This is a genomic window from Xanthomonas sp. NCPPB 3569, from assembly GCF_041475645.2.
Lineage (GTDB): Bacteria > Pseudomonadota > Gammaproteobacteria > Xanthomonadales > Xanthomonadaceae > Xanthomonas > Xanthomonas phaseoli.
Genome location: NZ_CM192969.1, coordinates 2,148,270 through 2,162,604 on the forward strand (window position 1 = coordinate 2,148,270; position 14,335 = coordinate 2,162,604).

Annotated in this window: 11 protein-coding genes; all 11 read right to left on the bottom strand. The window is 64.5% G+C overall.

Annotated features, from left to right (window positions below; genetic code table 11):
• Positions 1–125 precede the first annotated feature (125 nt).
• Positions 126–2,774: an alanine--tRNA ligase gene (alaS, locus tag ACCQ03_RS09230; protein WP_209226329.1), complete on the bottom strand. Its 2,649-nt coding sequence runs from the start codon at positions 2,772–2,774 to the stop codon at positions 126–128.
• Between the two features lie 101 nt (positions 2,775–2,875).
• Positions 2,876–3,364, bottom strand: a complete 489-nt coding sequence (gene recX, locus ACCQ03_RS09235) for a recombination regulator RecX (RefSeq protein WP_017155113.1) — start codon at positions 3,362–3,364, stop codon at positions 2,876–2,878.
• Between the two features lie 293 nt (positions 3,365–3,657).
• Complete coding sequence (gene recA / locus ACCQ03_RS09240; protein ID WP_008574635.1) at positions 3,658–4,692, bottom strand: recombinase RecA; 1,035 nt, start codon at positions 4,690–4,692, stop codon at positions 3,658–3,660.
• A gap of 172 nt (positions 4,693–4,864) precedes the next feature.
• Entirely contained in the window at positions 4,865–5,506 is a 642-nt protein-coding gene (lexA, locus tag ACCQ03_RS09245) for a transcriptional repressor LexA (protein WP_057678231.1), read from the bottom strand.
• Between the two features lie 63 nt (positions 5,507–5,569).
• The gene (ubiB, locus tag ACCQ03_RS09250) at positions 5,570–7,270 is read right to left on the bottom strand and encodes a 2-polyprenylphenol 6-hydroxylase (protein ID WP_209226333.1); all 1,701 of its coding nucleotides are present in this window, start codon (positions 7,268–7,270) and stop codon (positions 5,570–5,572) included.
• A 464-nt stretch (positions 7,271–7,734) separates the two neighbouring features.
• Positions 7,735–8,229, bottom strand: a complete 495-nt coding sequence (locus tag ACCQ03_RS09255; RefSeq protein WP_003481865.1) for a CinA family protein — start codon at positions 8,227–8,229, stop codon at positions 7,735–7,737.
• Between the two features lie 425 nt (positions 8,230–8,654).
• Complete coding sequence (hflX, locus tag ACCQ03_RS09260) at positions 8,655–9,974, bottom strand: ribosome rescue GTPase HflX (protein WP_209226338.1); 1,320 nt, start codon at positions 9,972–9,974, stop codon at positions 8,655–8,657.
• An 11-nt stretch (positions 9,975–9,985) separates the two neighbouring features.
• Entirely contained in the window at positions 9,986–10,264 is a 279-nt protein-coding gene (gene hfq / locus ACCQ03_RS09265; RefSeq protein ID WP_005915027.1) for an RNA chaperone Hfq, read from the bottom strand.
• A 77-nt stretch (positions 10,265–10,341) separates the two neighbouring features.
• A complete protein-coding gene (gene miaA, locus ACCQ03_RS09270) occupies positions 10,342–11,325 on the bottom strand; it encodes a tRNA (adenosine(37)-N6)-dimethylallyltransferase MiaA (protein WP_057678233.1) in 984 nt (327 codons plus the stop codon).
• Entirely contained in the window at positions 11,325–12,227 is a 903-nt protein-coding gene (gene folP / locus ACCQ03_RS09275) for a dihydropteroate synthase (RefSeq protein WP_057678234.1), read from the bottom strand. The genes miaA and folP overlap by 1 nt, the downstream gene beginning before the upstream one ends.
• A 126-nt stretch (positions 12,228–12,353) precedes the next feature.
• The gene (ftsH, locus tag ACCQ03_RS09280; protein ID WP_003481854.1) at positions 12,354–14,294 is read right to left on the bottom strand and encodes an ATP-dependent zinc metalloprotease FtsH; all 1,941 of its coding nucleotides are present in this window, start codon (positions 14,292–14,294) and stop codon (positions 12,354–12,356) included.
• Positions 14,295–14,335: the final 41 nt, after the last annotated feature.

Consider the following 14,335-nt stretch of genomic DNA (forward strand, 5'->3'; position numbering starts at 1 on the left):
GGAACCGGTGGATTTCCCACCAGCATCGACGGCCTCCTGAGTGAGACGCGCCCTACGTAAAGGGAATAGACCAGAAATGGTAGCGGGACATCCTGCTAGCCAGCAAGGCATAGCAGGACAAGTGTTCAGCCCAAGTGTTGCTTGACCCAGAGGGGGACACCGTCGAGTACGGTCGCAAGGGCGGGCCCGTCCTCGCCACCACCCTGGGCGAGATCCGGACGGCCACCGCCCTTGCCGCCGATCTGACTGGCGATGTGGCCGAGGAGTTCCCCAGCCTTCACCTTGCCAGTTGGGCTGCCGTTCACACCAGCAACGAGCGCCACCTTGCCGCCCGAAGCGCCCGCCAGGACGATGACCGAATCGCCGAGCTGTTGTTTCAAGCGATCCATCGCATCGCGCAGCGCCTTGGCATCGAAGCCCTCCAGACGCACCGCGACAACCTTGACTCCAGCAACATCGATTGCGCCAGCGCCCAGATCGGCAGTCGCACCCGATGCCAACTTGGCCTTGAGCGATTCGAGCTCGCGCTCCAGCCGCTTTTGACGCTCGGTCAGTGCGCGCACCTTATCCACCACTTCGGTGGTGTTTCCGCCAAGCAGATTGGCCGCTTCGAGCAGGCGACGCTCCTCGTCAGCCACATAGTCCAGCGCGCCCTGCCCAGTCACCGCTTCGATACGACGCACGCCCGACGACACGCCGCCTTCGGAGGTGATCTTGAACAAGCCGATGTCGCCGGTGCGGGTGACGTGGGTACCGCCACACAGCTCGGTGGAATAACCGCCCATCTTGAGCACGCGGACGTTTTCCCCGTACTTCTCGCCGAACAGCGCCATCGCGCCGAAATCCAGCGCCTCCTGCATGGCCATGTTGTGCACTTCCACGCCATGGTTAGTACGGACTTCGGCGTTGACCTTGCGCTCGATCACAGCGAGCTCGTCAGCAGTGATCGGTTGGAAGTGCGAGAAGTCAAAGCGCAGGCGATCAGGCGCAACCAGCGAGCCCTTCTGTTGCACATGCGTTCCCAGGACTTCGCGCAGGGCGGCATGCAGCAGATGGGTTGCCGAGTGGTTGAGGATGGTCTTGCCGCGACGTTGCGTGTCGATCCCGCCGGCAAGCACATCGCCAAGCGCGAGCGCGCCTTCGCTGATGCGCCCCACATGCCCGTGGAACTGGCCGGCGAACTTCTGCGTATCGGTCACTTCGATCGATACGCCCGGGCCGCTCAGCTGGCCGCTGTCGCCGACCTGGCCACCCGACTCGGCATAGAACGGCGTGCGGTCGGTGAACACGATCACCTCATCACCCGCTTCCGCGCGTTCGACCGGGCGGCCCTGCTTGAGCAGTGCCACGACCTTGAGGTCATCGGCATCGTACGCTTCGTAACCCAGGAACACGGTCGGCGACATGCTGGCGACCAGGTCCGCCGGCAATGCGACACCGCCGCCGAACTTGCCAGCCGCACGTCCCGTCTCGCGCTGGCGCTCCATCGCGAACTCGAATCCCTCCATGTCCACGCGCATGCCGCGCTCGCGCGCGATGTCGGCGGTCAGGTCGACCGGGAAGCCGTAAGTGTCGTACAGCCGGAAGGCGTCGGCGCCTGGGATAATGTCCTGCGAGCGCGATGCAACCTCGTCGAAGATCTTCATGCCGGCGTCCAGCGTCTCGGCAAAACGCTCTTCTTCGGCCAACAGCGCGCGCGCCACGGTGTCCTGCGCCACCACCAACTCGGGATAGGCTTCGCCCATCAGCTCGACCAGCGTGGGCACCATCTTGCTGAAGAACGGCTGGCGCACGCCCAGCATCCAGCCATGCCGCAGCGCACGCCGGATGATCCGGCGCAGCACGTAGCCGCGGCCTTCGTTGGAGGGCAGCACGCCATCGACGATGAGGAAAGAACAGGCGCGGATGTGATCGGCGATCACCCGCAGCGATTTGTTCTCGAGATCGGTGATGCCGGTCAGCGCACTGGCCTTGCCGATCAGGGTCTGGAACAGGTCGATTTCGTAGTTGGTATGGACGTGCTGCAGGATCGCGGCCAGCCGCTCCAGCCCCATGCCGGTATCCACGCACGGCGCCGGCAACGGCACCAGGGTGCCGTCGGGCTGGCGATCGAACTGCATGAAGACCAGGTTCCAGATCTCGATGAAGCGGTCGCCATCTTCATCCGGCGACCCCGGCGGACCACCAGCAATGTGATCGCCGTGGTCGAAGAAGATTTCGGTACACGGGCCGCAGGGGCCGGTGTCGGCCATCTGCCAGAAATTATCCGAGGCGTAAGGCGCACCCTTGTTGTCGCCAATGCGCACGATGCGGCTTTCGGGAATGCCGATCATGTCGCGCCACAGCGCGAAGGCTTCTTCGTCGGTGTGGTAGACGGTGACCAGCAGGCGATCGGCCGGCAGCTTCCAGACCTGGGTCAACAGTTCCCAAGCCCAGGCGATGGCGTCCTTCTTGAAATAATCGCCGAACGACCAGTTGCCGAGCATTTCGAAGAAGGTGTGGTGGCGTGCGGTGTAGCCCACCGAGTCCAGATCGTTGTGCTTGCCACCGGCACGCAGGCAGCGCTGCACGTCTGCGGCGCGGACGTAGCTGCGCTTCTCCGCGCCAAGGAAGACGTCCTTGAACTGGACCATGCCGGAGTTGGTAAACAGCAAGGTGGGGTCGTTGCCCGGCACCAGCGGCGCGGACGGCACGATGGTGTGACCCTTGCCCTCGAAAAACGCAAGGAAGTCGCTACGGATCTGAGAAGTGCTGAATTTGGCAGGTGCGTTCATGTGCTGGCATTGGGCGGGCGGCAGTCCCGGTCACCCAATGACATGTGGGCGCAGATGAGCGGAACAACCTGAAACCACGAAGGGTAGCAGGCCTGACGCCCTCAGTCCTCAAGGTCGAAGCGCGTGGCGGCGCGAATGCTGTTGCCGTCGAAACCCCGCCGGGCCAGCAGATCGGCGGCCTTGCGCCGCTGCGGAAGGTCGGTTGGGCCTTGTTCGCCGAACCGACGGCGGATCAGGTCGCGCGCGTTTTCGGTCCAATCCCCTTCAAAGGTCGCCAAGGCGGTACTGATGGCCTCGCTATCCAGCCCATGGGTTCCGAGCTCGGCACGAATATGCAGCGGGCCGTAACCCGAACCGGCACGATTGCGCACGACTGCAGCAGCGAAGCGGGTGTCGTCCTGCCATCCCTCGTCCGTGAGCCGATCGACGGCTGCTTGCGCCGCATCTGGCTCGATTCCGCGGGCCAGCAGCTTGCGGTTCAATTCCTTGCGCGAATGTTCGCGCCGTACCAATAGGCCGAGTGCGCGCTGGACCGGTGTCTGTTCCTTGAACCGGCGCCCCCGCTTTGGTGCGGGCTCTTGCTCGTCCATCGTTGAGGGGTCCCGAATCGCCAAGATCAGTTACGACATCAATGCGCCATCCATGGCGCCTGCCCTCCTGGCCTTCGATAGATCTACCGCGAGAAGCGACAGCACTGACTCCGCCGTCCTCGCGATAGAAAAACTTCAAACACGCTCGAACCTGTTGCCCCAGCGCCGGGCGGACGTGGATGGCGCTGGAGCGTTCACGTACCGTGCGAGGTTCCGCCTACCGCTCACCAAAGCATCACCGTTACCCATTCGCGGCAAACCGCCTCCGGCGACCGGTGATGTTGTGCTGCAACTTATTCCTTGTCTTCGTCGTCGCCGGCTTCGCGGGGTGCTTCGGCCGGCTGGAACTTCTCACGCAGCTCGGCTTCCAGCCGGGTCGCAACCTGCGGGTTGTCGCGCAGGTAGGTCCGCGCATTGTCCTTGCCCTGACCGATACGCTCATCGCCGTAGCTGTACCAGGCGCCAGCCTTGTCGACCAGCTTGGCTTCCACGCCCATGTCGATCAATTCGCCCTCGCGGCTGATACCTTCGCCATACAGGATTTCGGTCACGACCTGCTTGAACGGAGGCGCCAGCTTGTTCTTGACCACCTTGATCTTGGTCTGGTTGCCGATGATCTCGTCGCCCTTCTTGATCGCACCGATACGGCGGATATCCAGACGCACCGAGGCATAGAACTTCAGCGCGTTGCCGCCGGTGGTCACTTCCGGGCTCTGGCCGGGCATCATGACGCCGATCTTCATGCGCAGCTGATTGATGAAGACCACCAGCGTGTTGGAGCGCTTGATATTGCCGGTGAGCTTGCGCAGCGCCTGGCTCATCAGGCGAGCCTGCAAACCGGGCAGCTGGTCGCCCATCTCGCCTTCGATTTCCGCCTTCGGCGTCAGTGCAGCAACCGAGTCGACCACTACGATATCGACCGAACCCGAGCGCACCAGCATGTCGGCAATTTCCAATGCCTGCTCACCGGTATCGGGCTGCGACAGCAGCAGGTCGTCGACGTTGACGCCCAGCTTGGCTGCATAAATCGGATCCAGTGCATGCTCCGCATCGATGAAGGCAGCGGTGCCGCCGTTCTTCTGGCACTGGGCGATGGCTTGCAGGGTCAAGGTGGTCTTGCCGGAGGATTCCGGGCCGTAGATTTCGACCACGCGGCCCTTCGGCAGGCCGCCGATCCCCAGGGCGATATCCAGCATCAGCGAGCCGGTCGGGATGACTTCGACCGCCTCAATGACGCGGTCGCCCATGCGCATGACCGAGCCCTTGCCGAATTGCTTTTCGATCTGGCTCAGTGCGGCGGAAAGGGCACGCTTCTTGTTCTCGTCCATCTGGGTGATCCTCGTCAGTGATTTCGGTATGGGGCTAATGTAGCGGCGGTGTATCGCACAGGCTGAGACTGCAGGCGACACACTCAGATTAAGTAGGCGGAAGGTCCGGTGGCAGCGGGAAATCCTGCGGCGCCAGCTCGGAGAAACGCCGGCACGGCCATCGGCACAGACCTCAACGGTTAGGCCTCAACAGTCCGCAATACAGACCTTCAATCGCGAAATCCTGATCCGGTAGCACCTCGATGGGCGCGTAGTCTGGATTGCGCGGCAGCAGCCGGATGCGGTCCTTGCCGATCTTCAGCAGCTTCACCGTAATTTCCTCATCGATCCGCGCCACCACGATCTGCCCCGAACGCGCGTCGCGAGTGCGGTGCACGCCGATCAGATCGCCGTTGAAGATGCCTTCGTCGCGCATCGAATCGCCTTGCACCTTGAGCAGGTAATCCGGCGAGGGCGAGAAGAACACCCGATCCAGTACAACGAAGTCGTCCGAGCCGATATCGGCGCCAATCGGCAGACCCGCGGCCACGCGGCCCAGCACCGGCAGACGCAAAACGTCATCGCGGGCCGCCTCGCTCACCGGAGCCGGGCGTGTCTGCGCACCCTGCCCGGCCAGCCGTATCCCGCGCGCCTGACCTGGGACGCGGCGGATCGCCCCCGCATGCTCCAGCGCTTCCAGGTGATATTGCGCCGCACGGACGCCCTTGAAGCCGAACGCGCGCGCGATTTCGGTCTGCGACGGCGGAACACCATCGGCATCGATGCGCTCGGCGATCAAGGCCAGGATTGCTTGCTGGGTATCGGTCAGGTCCATGGTTAGTAGTATTACTACTAACGAGCGCCTGCGCAAGTGTTCGCGGCGCCTCGCCCGCACCCATCAGGATGCGGCGCGCTGAGGGCGCTGTCGCCGGCTTCGCCAGATCGAAAACAGGATCCAGATGCCGCATAGCGCCGCGCCGATGAAACCGCCCACCCCTAGCGCGAGCAACCAGCGGCTGGCGCTCCCGCCGACGCTGTTCATGACGATCGAAGAGCCGATCACCAAGGCGGCAGTCACGATCCCCATCGTGAGGCGGTTGGCGGCGCGGTCGACCTGCTCGCCGAACTCGCGCAATGAGCGTGTTTCGATCTGAAGCTGCAGCTTGCCGCGGCGTGCGGCTTGCAACAGGCGCTTGAGGTCGCGCGGCAGATCGCCGATCAGATCGATCGCACCAGTCACGGTCCGCCGGCCGCGTCGCACCATGGCGCGCGGCGCATAGCGTTGCAACACCACGCGTTCCAGATATGGGCGCGCCTCGGTGGCCATGTCGAAGTCCGGATCGAGCTGGCGCCCCATGCCTTCCAGGGTGAGAAACGCCTTGATCATCAGTGCCAGATCCGACGGCAGCGTCAGCCCGTGATCGCGCAGGATGGAGGTGACATCGCCAAGCATTGCGCCGATACGCAATTCTTTCAGCGGCACGCCGCGATACTCGTCGACGAACGCGCCGATGTCCTGCTGCAAACGCGCCTCATCGACCTCCAGGCTGGTGCCCGCCCATTCCAGCAAGACATCGATCACCGCATCGGCGTCGTAGCTGACCATGCCGTGCAGCAGCTGTGCGACCTGAAACCGACGCTGCTCGGAGACGCGCCCGACCATGCCGAAATCGATGACCGCGATGCGCCCGTCGCGCAGGTAGAAAATATTTCCCGGATGCGGGTCGGCGTGGAAGCAGCCGTCCTGCAGCACCATCTTGAGCACGATGCCGGCACCGGCACGTGCGAGCGCCCTGCGATCCAGGCCGGCCGCGTCGACAGCGAGCAGATCACGGCCGGGAATCCCATCGATGAACTCCTGCACGTTGAGCGACTCGCAGGTCCACTCCCAGTACACCGCCGGCACCACTACGTGCGCGTCATGCGCGAAGTTGGCGGCGATGCGTTCGGCGTTGCGCCCCTCCGCAGCGAAGTCCAGTTCGCGTCGCAGCGAAACGGTAAATTGCTGCACCACCTCGGCAGGACGGTAGCGCTTGAGATCCGGTGCGCGGGTTTCGACGATTTCCGCAAGCCGGGCGAGCAGGCGCAGGTCCGCGTCGATGGTGTCACCGATATCGGGACGTCGGATCTTCAACACCACCGGCGTGCCATCGACCAGCCACGCGCGGTGGGTCTGTGCCAGCGATGCGGCCGCCAGCGGTTGTTCGTCCAGGCGCGCGAAGATGCTTTCCGGCTCCATGCCCAGCGCAGCAACCAGCTGTGGGCGGATCTGCCCGAACGGCAGCGCCGGCACCGCGTTCTGCAGCTCACTCAATTCTTCGATCCACTCCGGTGGCAGCAGATCCACGCGCGTGGCCAGCACCTGCCCGAGTTTGACGAAGGTGGGCCCAAGCTCTTCCAGTGCTCGCCGCACGCGCATCGCTGAGGACATGCGCAAACGACCCTCGGCGTTCTGCCAATGCAACAGCCTGCCGGCGCGCTCAAGCACATCGGCCATGCCGATACGACGCACCACATCCCCGAAGCCGTAGCGGATCAGGACCGAGGCGATTTCCTGCAGACGCCCAAGATCACGTACCGTGCCGAGCGCTTCCCACATCAGCGCACCGCCCGCGAGCGCGTTGCGCTCAGGCGCTGCGTGACGCTGCAGTACACGGCAGCCTGCAACGCGGCGACCGATGGGACAGGAGCAAGAAACGACGGCATTGGCACCCTGGGCGGTGAGGAGACCTTGTTTGTAGCCGATCTGCCCTCCGCTGTCGCGCCCTCGCCCCGTCCAAGCTCAGCGCAGGTTGCAAGGCGGTGCGCGATACGTACGCAACGGCAGCGTTCGCTGATTCGCTGCACTTCGGTTGCGCCGTCGTCACTTCGCAGCCTCGTTGCCGAATGTGCCAAGCGACGCATCCACTCAGCGTGCTGACGCGGCGTGTCGACAGCGAGCCGCAGCCAGTTCTTGGACTGCGCACGGCCACGGCGTTCGGGTTTCCATGCTGCGCGAGATTGCGCTGAAAAATGGGCGGCGCGGATCTGTTGCCGATCGCCCTCCAGTGAACCCGACCACCGCTACAGTAGCGCGCTCAGCCCACGCAGTGCCGCAGCGACGGTTTGACGACGCACCGCATCGCGGTCGCCATTGAACTGGAACAGTTGTGCGGTGGCGTAACCACCACGACGTTTCCAGCCGATCCAGACCGTGCCGACCGGCTTGTCCTCACTGCCACCGCCAGGCCCGGCAATGCCGGTCACCGCCACCGCGATGCTTGCGCCGGAATTCACCAGGGCGCCAGAGACCATTTCGATCACCGTTTCGCGACTGACCGCCCCATGCACTTCCAGGGTCTGTGGGCGGACGCCGAGCAGTGCCTGCTTGGCCTCGTAGCTATAGGCGGCCATCCCGCAATCGAACCAGTGCGAGGAGCCGGCGACATCGGTCACCGCCTTGGCGATCCAACCACCGGTGCAACTCTCGGCAGTGACCAGGCGCTCGCGCGCGGCAAGCAATTGCTGCCCGAGGGCTTCGGCCAGCTGCTGCAGTTCGGAATCGGCGGAAAAAGACATGGGCACGGCAAGGTGGGGGCAGCGGACGTTTTAGCCCAATTCGTCGCGCCTGTCTGCCGCTGGCGCCGCTTCCGGCTGGGCGCGAGGTGGCCAAGGTTCAGTGGCGATATGCGGCCGATGCGCACGCTGGGCCTGGACGGGCTTGTCTGTACGCCGACTTGCCGGCAGCACGAGTCAACGCGCAGCGCCGCCTTCAGGCCACCGAATCACCGCAGCTAGTGCGCCGGATCACTGATGACAGGCGTGACGTGCCGCATGAGCGCACGACCGCACCGTTCTGCAGTACGCACTACTCACACGGAATTTCTGTCGGTTCCCGCAGGCCAGGACGAGGCCTGGCAACTGCCGCACAGCGACCCGGTAGGCCGTTGCCCTAATCGTTTTGAAGCAGCGCACAGCCGTGCACTACCGACTGCGCGCGTCCATCACGCTTCCCAGTCTTCGCGACGATCCGGCAGCATCGCGCGCAGCGGCGCACCGTCCTGCCCGGCGGCCAACCGCTCGGCCTCGACCATCGGCAGATCGACATCGAGCAACCAACCCTCTTCGTCGATTTGCTCATTGCGCACCACTTCCAGCTGATGCAGCCTGGAACGCAGGCGGCCGGCAGACGGTGGGAGCCGTAGCTGGCCGGTGAGGTGGCGCAGGTCCAACCGCTGGCCGAGCGCATGCTGCAATTCTTCCAGCCCGCGCCTGTCGCGCGCCGACACCCAAACACGCTCGCGGCGTGCCGGGTCGGGAATGCCGTCCTGCGCATCGTGGCGCACTTCGGCGCCTTCGATCTTGTCGATCTTGTTAAATACCAGCAGCTGCGGCAGATCGCCGGCACCGACGGCCTGCAACACTTCGTCTACCTGCAGGATGCGTTCTTCGCGCAACGGGTCTGCTGCATCGACAACGTGCAGCAACAGATCGGCATCGCGCGCCTCCGAGAGCGTGGAGCGGAATGCGGCGACCAGCTCGTGCGGAAGATCGCGCACGAAGCCGACCGTGTCGGCAAGGATCGCGCTGCCACCCGGCAACGCAATGCGTCGCACGGTCGGGTCGAGCGTGGCGAACAATTGATCTGCCACGTAAGCCTCTGCACCGGTCAACACATTGAACAATGTCGACTTGCCGGCATTGGTGTAACCGACCAGTGCAATCCGTGGCAATTCGCTGCGCATCCGCGCACGACGCATCTGGGTGCGCTGCACCTCGACCTTTTCCAGCCGCTGCTGCAACTGTTCGACGCGTTTTTGCAGCAGGCGGCGGTCGGTTTCCAGCTGGGTTTCGCCCGGGCCGCGCAGGCCGATGGAGCCACCGCGCTGACGCTCCAAGTGGGTCCAGCCACGCACCAGCCGCGTGGCCATGTGACGCAACTGCGCCAGTTCCACCTGCAGCTTGCCTTCGTGGCTGCGCGCACGTTGCGCGAAGATGTCCAGGATCAACCCGGTGCGGTCGATCACACGCCGCTCCAGATACCGCTCCAGGTTGCGCTCCTGGCCGGGCGACAGGGTGTGATTGACCAGCACCAGGTCGGCGCCGGTGGCCTCGGCTGCGGCCTTGACCTCTTCCAGCTTGCCGCTACCGATCAAGGTCGACGGGCTGGGCTTATCGATGCGTGCGGTGAGCGTTGCGGCGACCGTGGCGCCCGCCGATTTTGCAAGGTCGGCGAACTCCTCCATCACATCGTCTTCGGCAGGCCCACCGGAGTGAGTCTGTATCAACAACGCGTGTTCACCCTTGCGGGACCGATCAAACACGCATTACTCCGTTACTGCTCGACGTCGTCATCTTCCGCCTGATTGCCTTCATTGGATTGCACATATCCACCACCAGGGCCCACGCGCACATTGCGCGCCGGCACCACCGTGGAAATGGCGTGCTTGTACACCATCTGACTCACGGTATTGCGCAGCAGGACCACGAATTGGTCGAACGACTCGATCGTGCCCTGCAGCTTGATGCCATTGACCAGATACACCGACACGGGCACCCGCTCGCGCCGCAGCGCATTGAGGAATGGGTCCTGTAAAGATTGCCCCTTAGCCATCGAAAAATCCTCTTCATTATTGTTCTTATTGTTCCGGTCGACACCTGCTATCCCCAGCCGGCCCCGGAAACGGGATGTTACACGCCCGAAGCCTGCCGTACACCGGGACGATGAGCGAGGAAGCCGACAATTGCGTCTTCCAATTGATGGCGGTCACGCTCCGGGTCGAACCAGCGCGCGTCGAGCTCGCCGCGCAGCCAGGTGAGCTGCCGCTTGGCCAGTTGCCGGGTCGCCTGGATCGCCTTGTCGCGGAACTCGGCCAGGTTGCCAGCCCCGTCCAGATACTGCCAGGCCTGGCGGTAGCCGACCGCGCGCACGGCTGGCAAATCCAGCGGCGCTGCCACCGCCTGCATCTGCGGCAGCGCCCGCAGACGCTGTACCTCTCCCAGAAAATCCTGCGCCAACATCGCATCCAGCCGGTGTGCGATACGTTCATGCAGCACCGCGCGCGCGCGCGGGGCCAAGACCAGCTTCAACACGCGCACCGGCAGGCGCGGCCCTGGCGGTAGCGCCTGCCACTCGCTGATCGGCCGCCCGCTGATGCGGTAGACCTCCAGCGCCCGCTGGATCCGCTGCGGGTCGGTTGCGTGGATGCGCGCTGCCGCAGCCGGGTCCACACGTGCCAGTTGTGCGTGCAAGCCGGCCCAACCGATCTGCTGCGCTTCGGCTGCGATGGAAGCGCGCACCGTTTGGTCGGCCTCGGGCAGCTGCGACAAGCCCTCCAGCAGCGCACGAAAATACAGCCCGGTGCCGCCGGCCAGAATCGGCAACCTGCCGCGCGCCACGATCTGCGCGATCGCCTGGCGGGCATCGGTGGCGAACTCCGCTGCCGAATACACCTGCCAGGGTTCGCGCAGGTCGAGCAGATGATGCGGAACCGCCGCGCGCATCGCCGCGTCCGGCTTGGCCGCACCGATCTCCAGGCCGCGATACACCAGCGCCGAATCGACGCTGACGATTTCTCCATTCCAGCGCTCTGCAGCTTCCAGCGCCAGCGCGGTCTTGCCGCTGGCAGTGGGGCCCATCACGGCGATCGCCAGCGGGCGTTGGTCGACAGGCATCAGTCCTCGTCCGGCCAACGAATCGTGGGCACGTCGGGCGCGCTGACACGCGGGACGGGAATCGCCGCCATCGCCTTCCATACCTTCAACGCATCCACGGTTGCCGCCACATCGTGCACGCGCAACAGCAGCGCGCCATGTTGCGCAGCGATCAGATGCGCGGCCACCGAGCCGTGCACCCGCTCGGCGGCGATCTGGCGCCCGGTCAGCTCGCCGATGCTGCGTTTGCGCGACAGCCCGGCCAGCACCGGCAAACCGAATTCCTGCAACCGCTGCAGCTGCGCAAGCAGGGTGAGGTTGTGCGTGGTGGTTTTATCGAAGCCAAAGCCCGGGTCCAGGACCAGCCGGCGCTTGTCGATGCCGGCCATTTCGGCGGCAAAGATGCGCTCAGCCAGAAACCGGTGCACGTCGCCCACGACATCATCGTAGTGCGGCGCATCCTGCATGGCATGCGGCGCGCTGCGCGCATGCATCAGCACCACCGGCACGCGCAGGTCCGACGCCGCTTCCAGCGCGCCGGGCGAACGCAGGGCATACACGTCGTTGATCATGCCGGCGCCGGCCGCGACCGCCGCGCGCATGACCTCCGGTTTGAACGTGTCCACGCTGATCGGCACGCGCGTGCGCTGCGCCAGCGCTTCGATCACCGGAATGACCCGCTGCATTTCTTCTTCCATCGAGACCGGCGTGGCGCCCGGGCGGGTGGATTCACCGCCGACATCCAGCACCGCAGCGCCCTGCTCCACCAGCGCCAGCCCATGCGCGATCGCCGCCTCGCAGGTCGCATGCTGGCCGCCGTCGGAGAACGAATCGGGTGTGACATTGACGATACCCATCACTTGCGGTGCATCCAGTCGCAGGCTGCGGCCGGCGCAATCCAGTGTGAGGGCGGTATCGAACATCGGCAGTGTCTCCTGGGATGGTGATGGTCGCCCACACGTGGGCATTGATGCAGCCCGACAATGCATCAAGGCCGGGAATCGCTCCCCGGCCTTGATGGATGCCTCGCAGATCAGTACATGGCCGGCTTAGAGTTGCTCGGCGGGTCCGGCGATCGGCGGCAATGGACGCGGGCTACCCTTGTCGTTGTTATTGCCACCGTCCTTGTCGGACTTGCCCCAACCCGCCGGCGGCGGCGGCTCGCGGCCTTCCATGATGGCGTCGATCTGCGGCACGTCGATGGTCTCGTACTGCAGCAACAACTGCGACATCGCGTGCAGCTTGTCCAGATTCTCGGTGAGGATGGTCTTGGTCTTGCTGTAGGCCTTGTCCAGGATCGAACGCACGACTTCGTCGATCTTGCGCGCGGTTTCGTCGGAGACGTTCTTGTGCTGGGTCACCGAACGGCCCAGGAACACCTCATCCTCCTCCTCGCCATAGGCTACCGGGCCAAGCTCGTCGGACAGGCCCCACTTGGTGACCATGTTGCGCGCCATCTTAGTAGCACGCTCGATGTCGTTGGACGCACCGGTGGTGACCTTGTCGCCGCCGAAGATCAACTCTTCGGCAACACGGCCGCCATATAGCGAGCACAGCTGAGACTCGATCGCCACGCGGTTCATCGAGTAGCGGTCGCCTTCCGGCAGGTACATCGTCACGCCCAGGGCGCGGCCGCGCGGAATGATGGTCACCTTGTAGACGGGGTCGTGCTCCGGCACCAGGCGGCCGACGATGGCGTGGCCTGCCTCGTGATACGCGGTGAGGGTCTTCTCGTCCTCGCTCATGGCCATCGAGCGGCGCTCGGCGCCCATCAGGATCTTGTCGCGGGCACGGTCGAAGTGGTCCATGCGGACCTCCTTCTCGCTGCCACGTGCCGCAAACAACGCGGCTTCGTTGCACAGGTTGGCCAAGTCGGCGCCGGAGAAACCCGGGGTACCGCGGGCGATGACCATCGGCACGACATCGTCGGCCAGCGGCAGCTTGCGCATGTGCACGCGCAGGATCTGTTCGCGGCCCTTGACGTCCGGCAGGCCGACCACGACCTGGCGGTCGAAACGGCCCGGGCGCAGCAATGCCGGATCCAGCACGTCGGGGCGGTTGGTCGCCGCGATCACGATCACGCCTTCGCCGCCCTCAAAACCGTCCATCTCGACCAGCAACTGGTTCAGGGTCTGCTCGCGCTCGTCATGCCCGCCACCAAGACCGGCGCCGCGATGACGGCCCACCGCATCGATTTCGTCGATGAAGATGATGCACGGCGCATGCTTCTTGGCCTGCTCGAACATGTCGCGCACACGGCTGGCGCCGACGCCGACGAACATTTCGACGAAGTCCGAACCGGAGATCGAGAAAAACGGCACCTTGGCCTCGCCGGCGATCGCCTTGGCGAGCAGGGTCTTGCCGGTACCCGGCGGGCCGACCATCAGCACGCCGCGTGGAATCTTGCCACCCAACTTGGTGAACTTGGTCGGGTCGCGCAGGAAGTCCACCAATTCGCCGACTTCTTCCTTCGCTTCGTCGCAACCGGCAACGTCGGCAAAGGTGATCTTGATCTGGTCTTCGCCCTGCAGCTTGGCGCGCGACTTGCCGAAGCTCATCGCACCCTTTGCGCCGCCGCCACCGCCCTGCATCTGGCGCATGATGAACAGCCAGAAGCCGATGATCAGGATGACGGGGAGGAAATTGAGCACCAGCGACCAGAAGCCCGGGCCGGTCGAGGGCTTCTGGCGAGTCATTTCGATGTTCTTGCTGTACAGCACGTCGACCAGCTTGTCGTCGCGCGGACCGTAGACGGTGGCTTCGCTGCCGTCGGTGCGCTTGAAGCGGATCGCGTTGACGGCCAGGTTGGTCTCATCGGTGTAATCCACCGATTTGACGCGCCCGGAGTCCACTTCCTTCAGGAACTGGGTGTAGGTGATCGAGTCGGCACCGACGCCGCCCGCCATCCGCGGCGAGAAGCTCTGGAAGACAACCATCAGCACAACTGCGACGACCACCCACAGCAGCAGATTCTTGGTCAAGTCGTTCATCCTCATTGGCTCCGGTGCCCTCTACTCTTCGATGCTTGAAA

Excerpts from the sequence above, each read along its gene's own strand:
- alaS (WP_209226329.1), bottom strand. The coding sequence starts at position 2,774 with ATGAACGCACCTGCCAAATTCAGCACTTCTCAGATCCGTAGCGACTTC.
- recX (WP_017155113.1), bottom strand. The coding sequence starts at position 3,364 with ATGGACGAGCAAGAGCCCGCACCAAAGCGGGGGCGCCGGTTCAAGGAA.
- recA (WP_008574635.1), bottom strand. The coding sequence starts at position 4,692 with ATGGACGAGAACAAGAAGCGTGCCCTTTCCGCCGCACTGAGCCAGATC.
- lexA (WP_057678231.1), bottom strand. The coding sequence starts at position 5,506 with ATGGACCTGACCGATACCCAGCAAGCAATCCTGGCCTTGATCGCCGAG.
- ubiB (WP_209226333.1), bottom strand. The coding sequence starts at position 7,270 with ATGTGGGAAGCGCTCGGCACGGTACGTGATCTTGGGCGTCTGCAGGAA.
- ACCQ03_RS09255 (WP_003481865.1), bottom strand. The coding sequence starts at position 8,229 with ATGTCTTTTTCCGCCGATTCCGAACTGCAGCAGCTGGCCGAAGCCCTC.
- hfq (WP_005915027.1), bottom strand. The coding sequence starts at position 10,264 with ATGGCTAAGGGGCAATCTTTACAGGACCCATTCCTCAATGCGCTGCGG.
- miaA (WP_057678233.1), bottom strand. The coding sequence starts at position 11,325 with ATGCCTGTCGACCAACGCCCGCTGGCGATCGCCGTGATGGGCCCCACT.
- folP (WP_057678234.1), bottom strand. The coding sequence starts at position 12,227 with ATGTTCGATACCGCCCTCACACTGGATTGCGCCGGCCGCAGCCTGCGA.
- ftsH (WP_003481854.1), bottom strand. The coding sequence starts at position 14,294 with ATGAACGACTTGACCAAGAATCTGCTGCTGTGGGTGGTCGTCGCAGTT.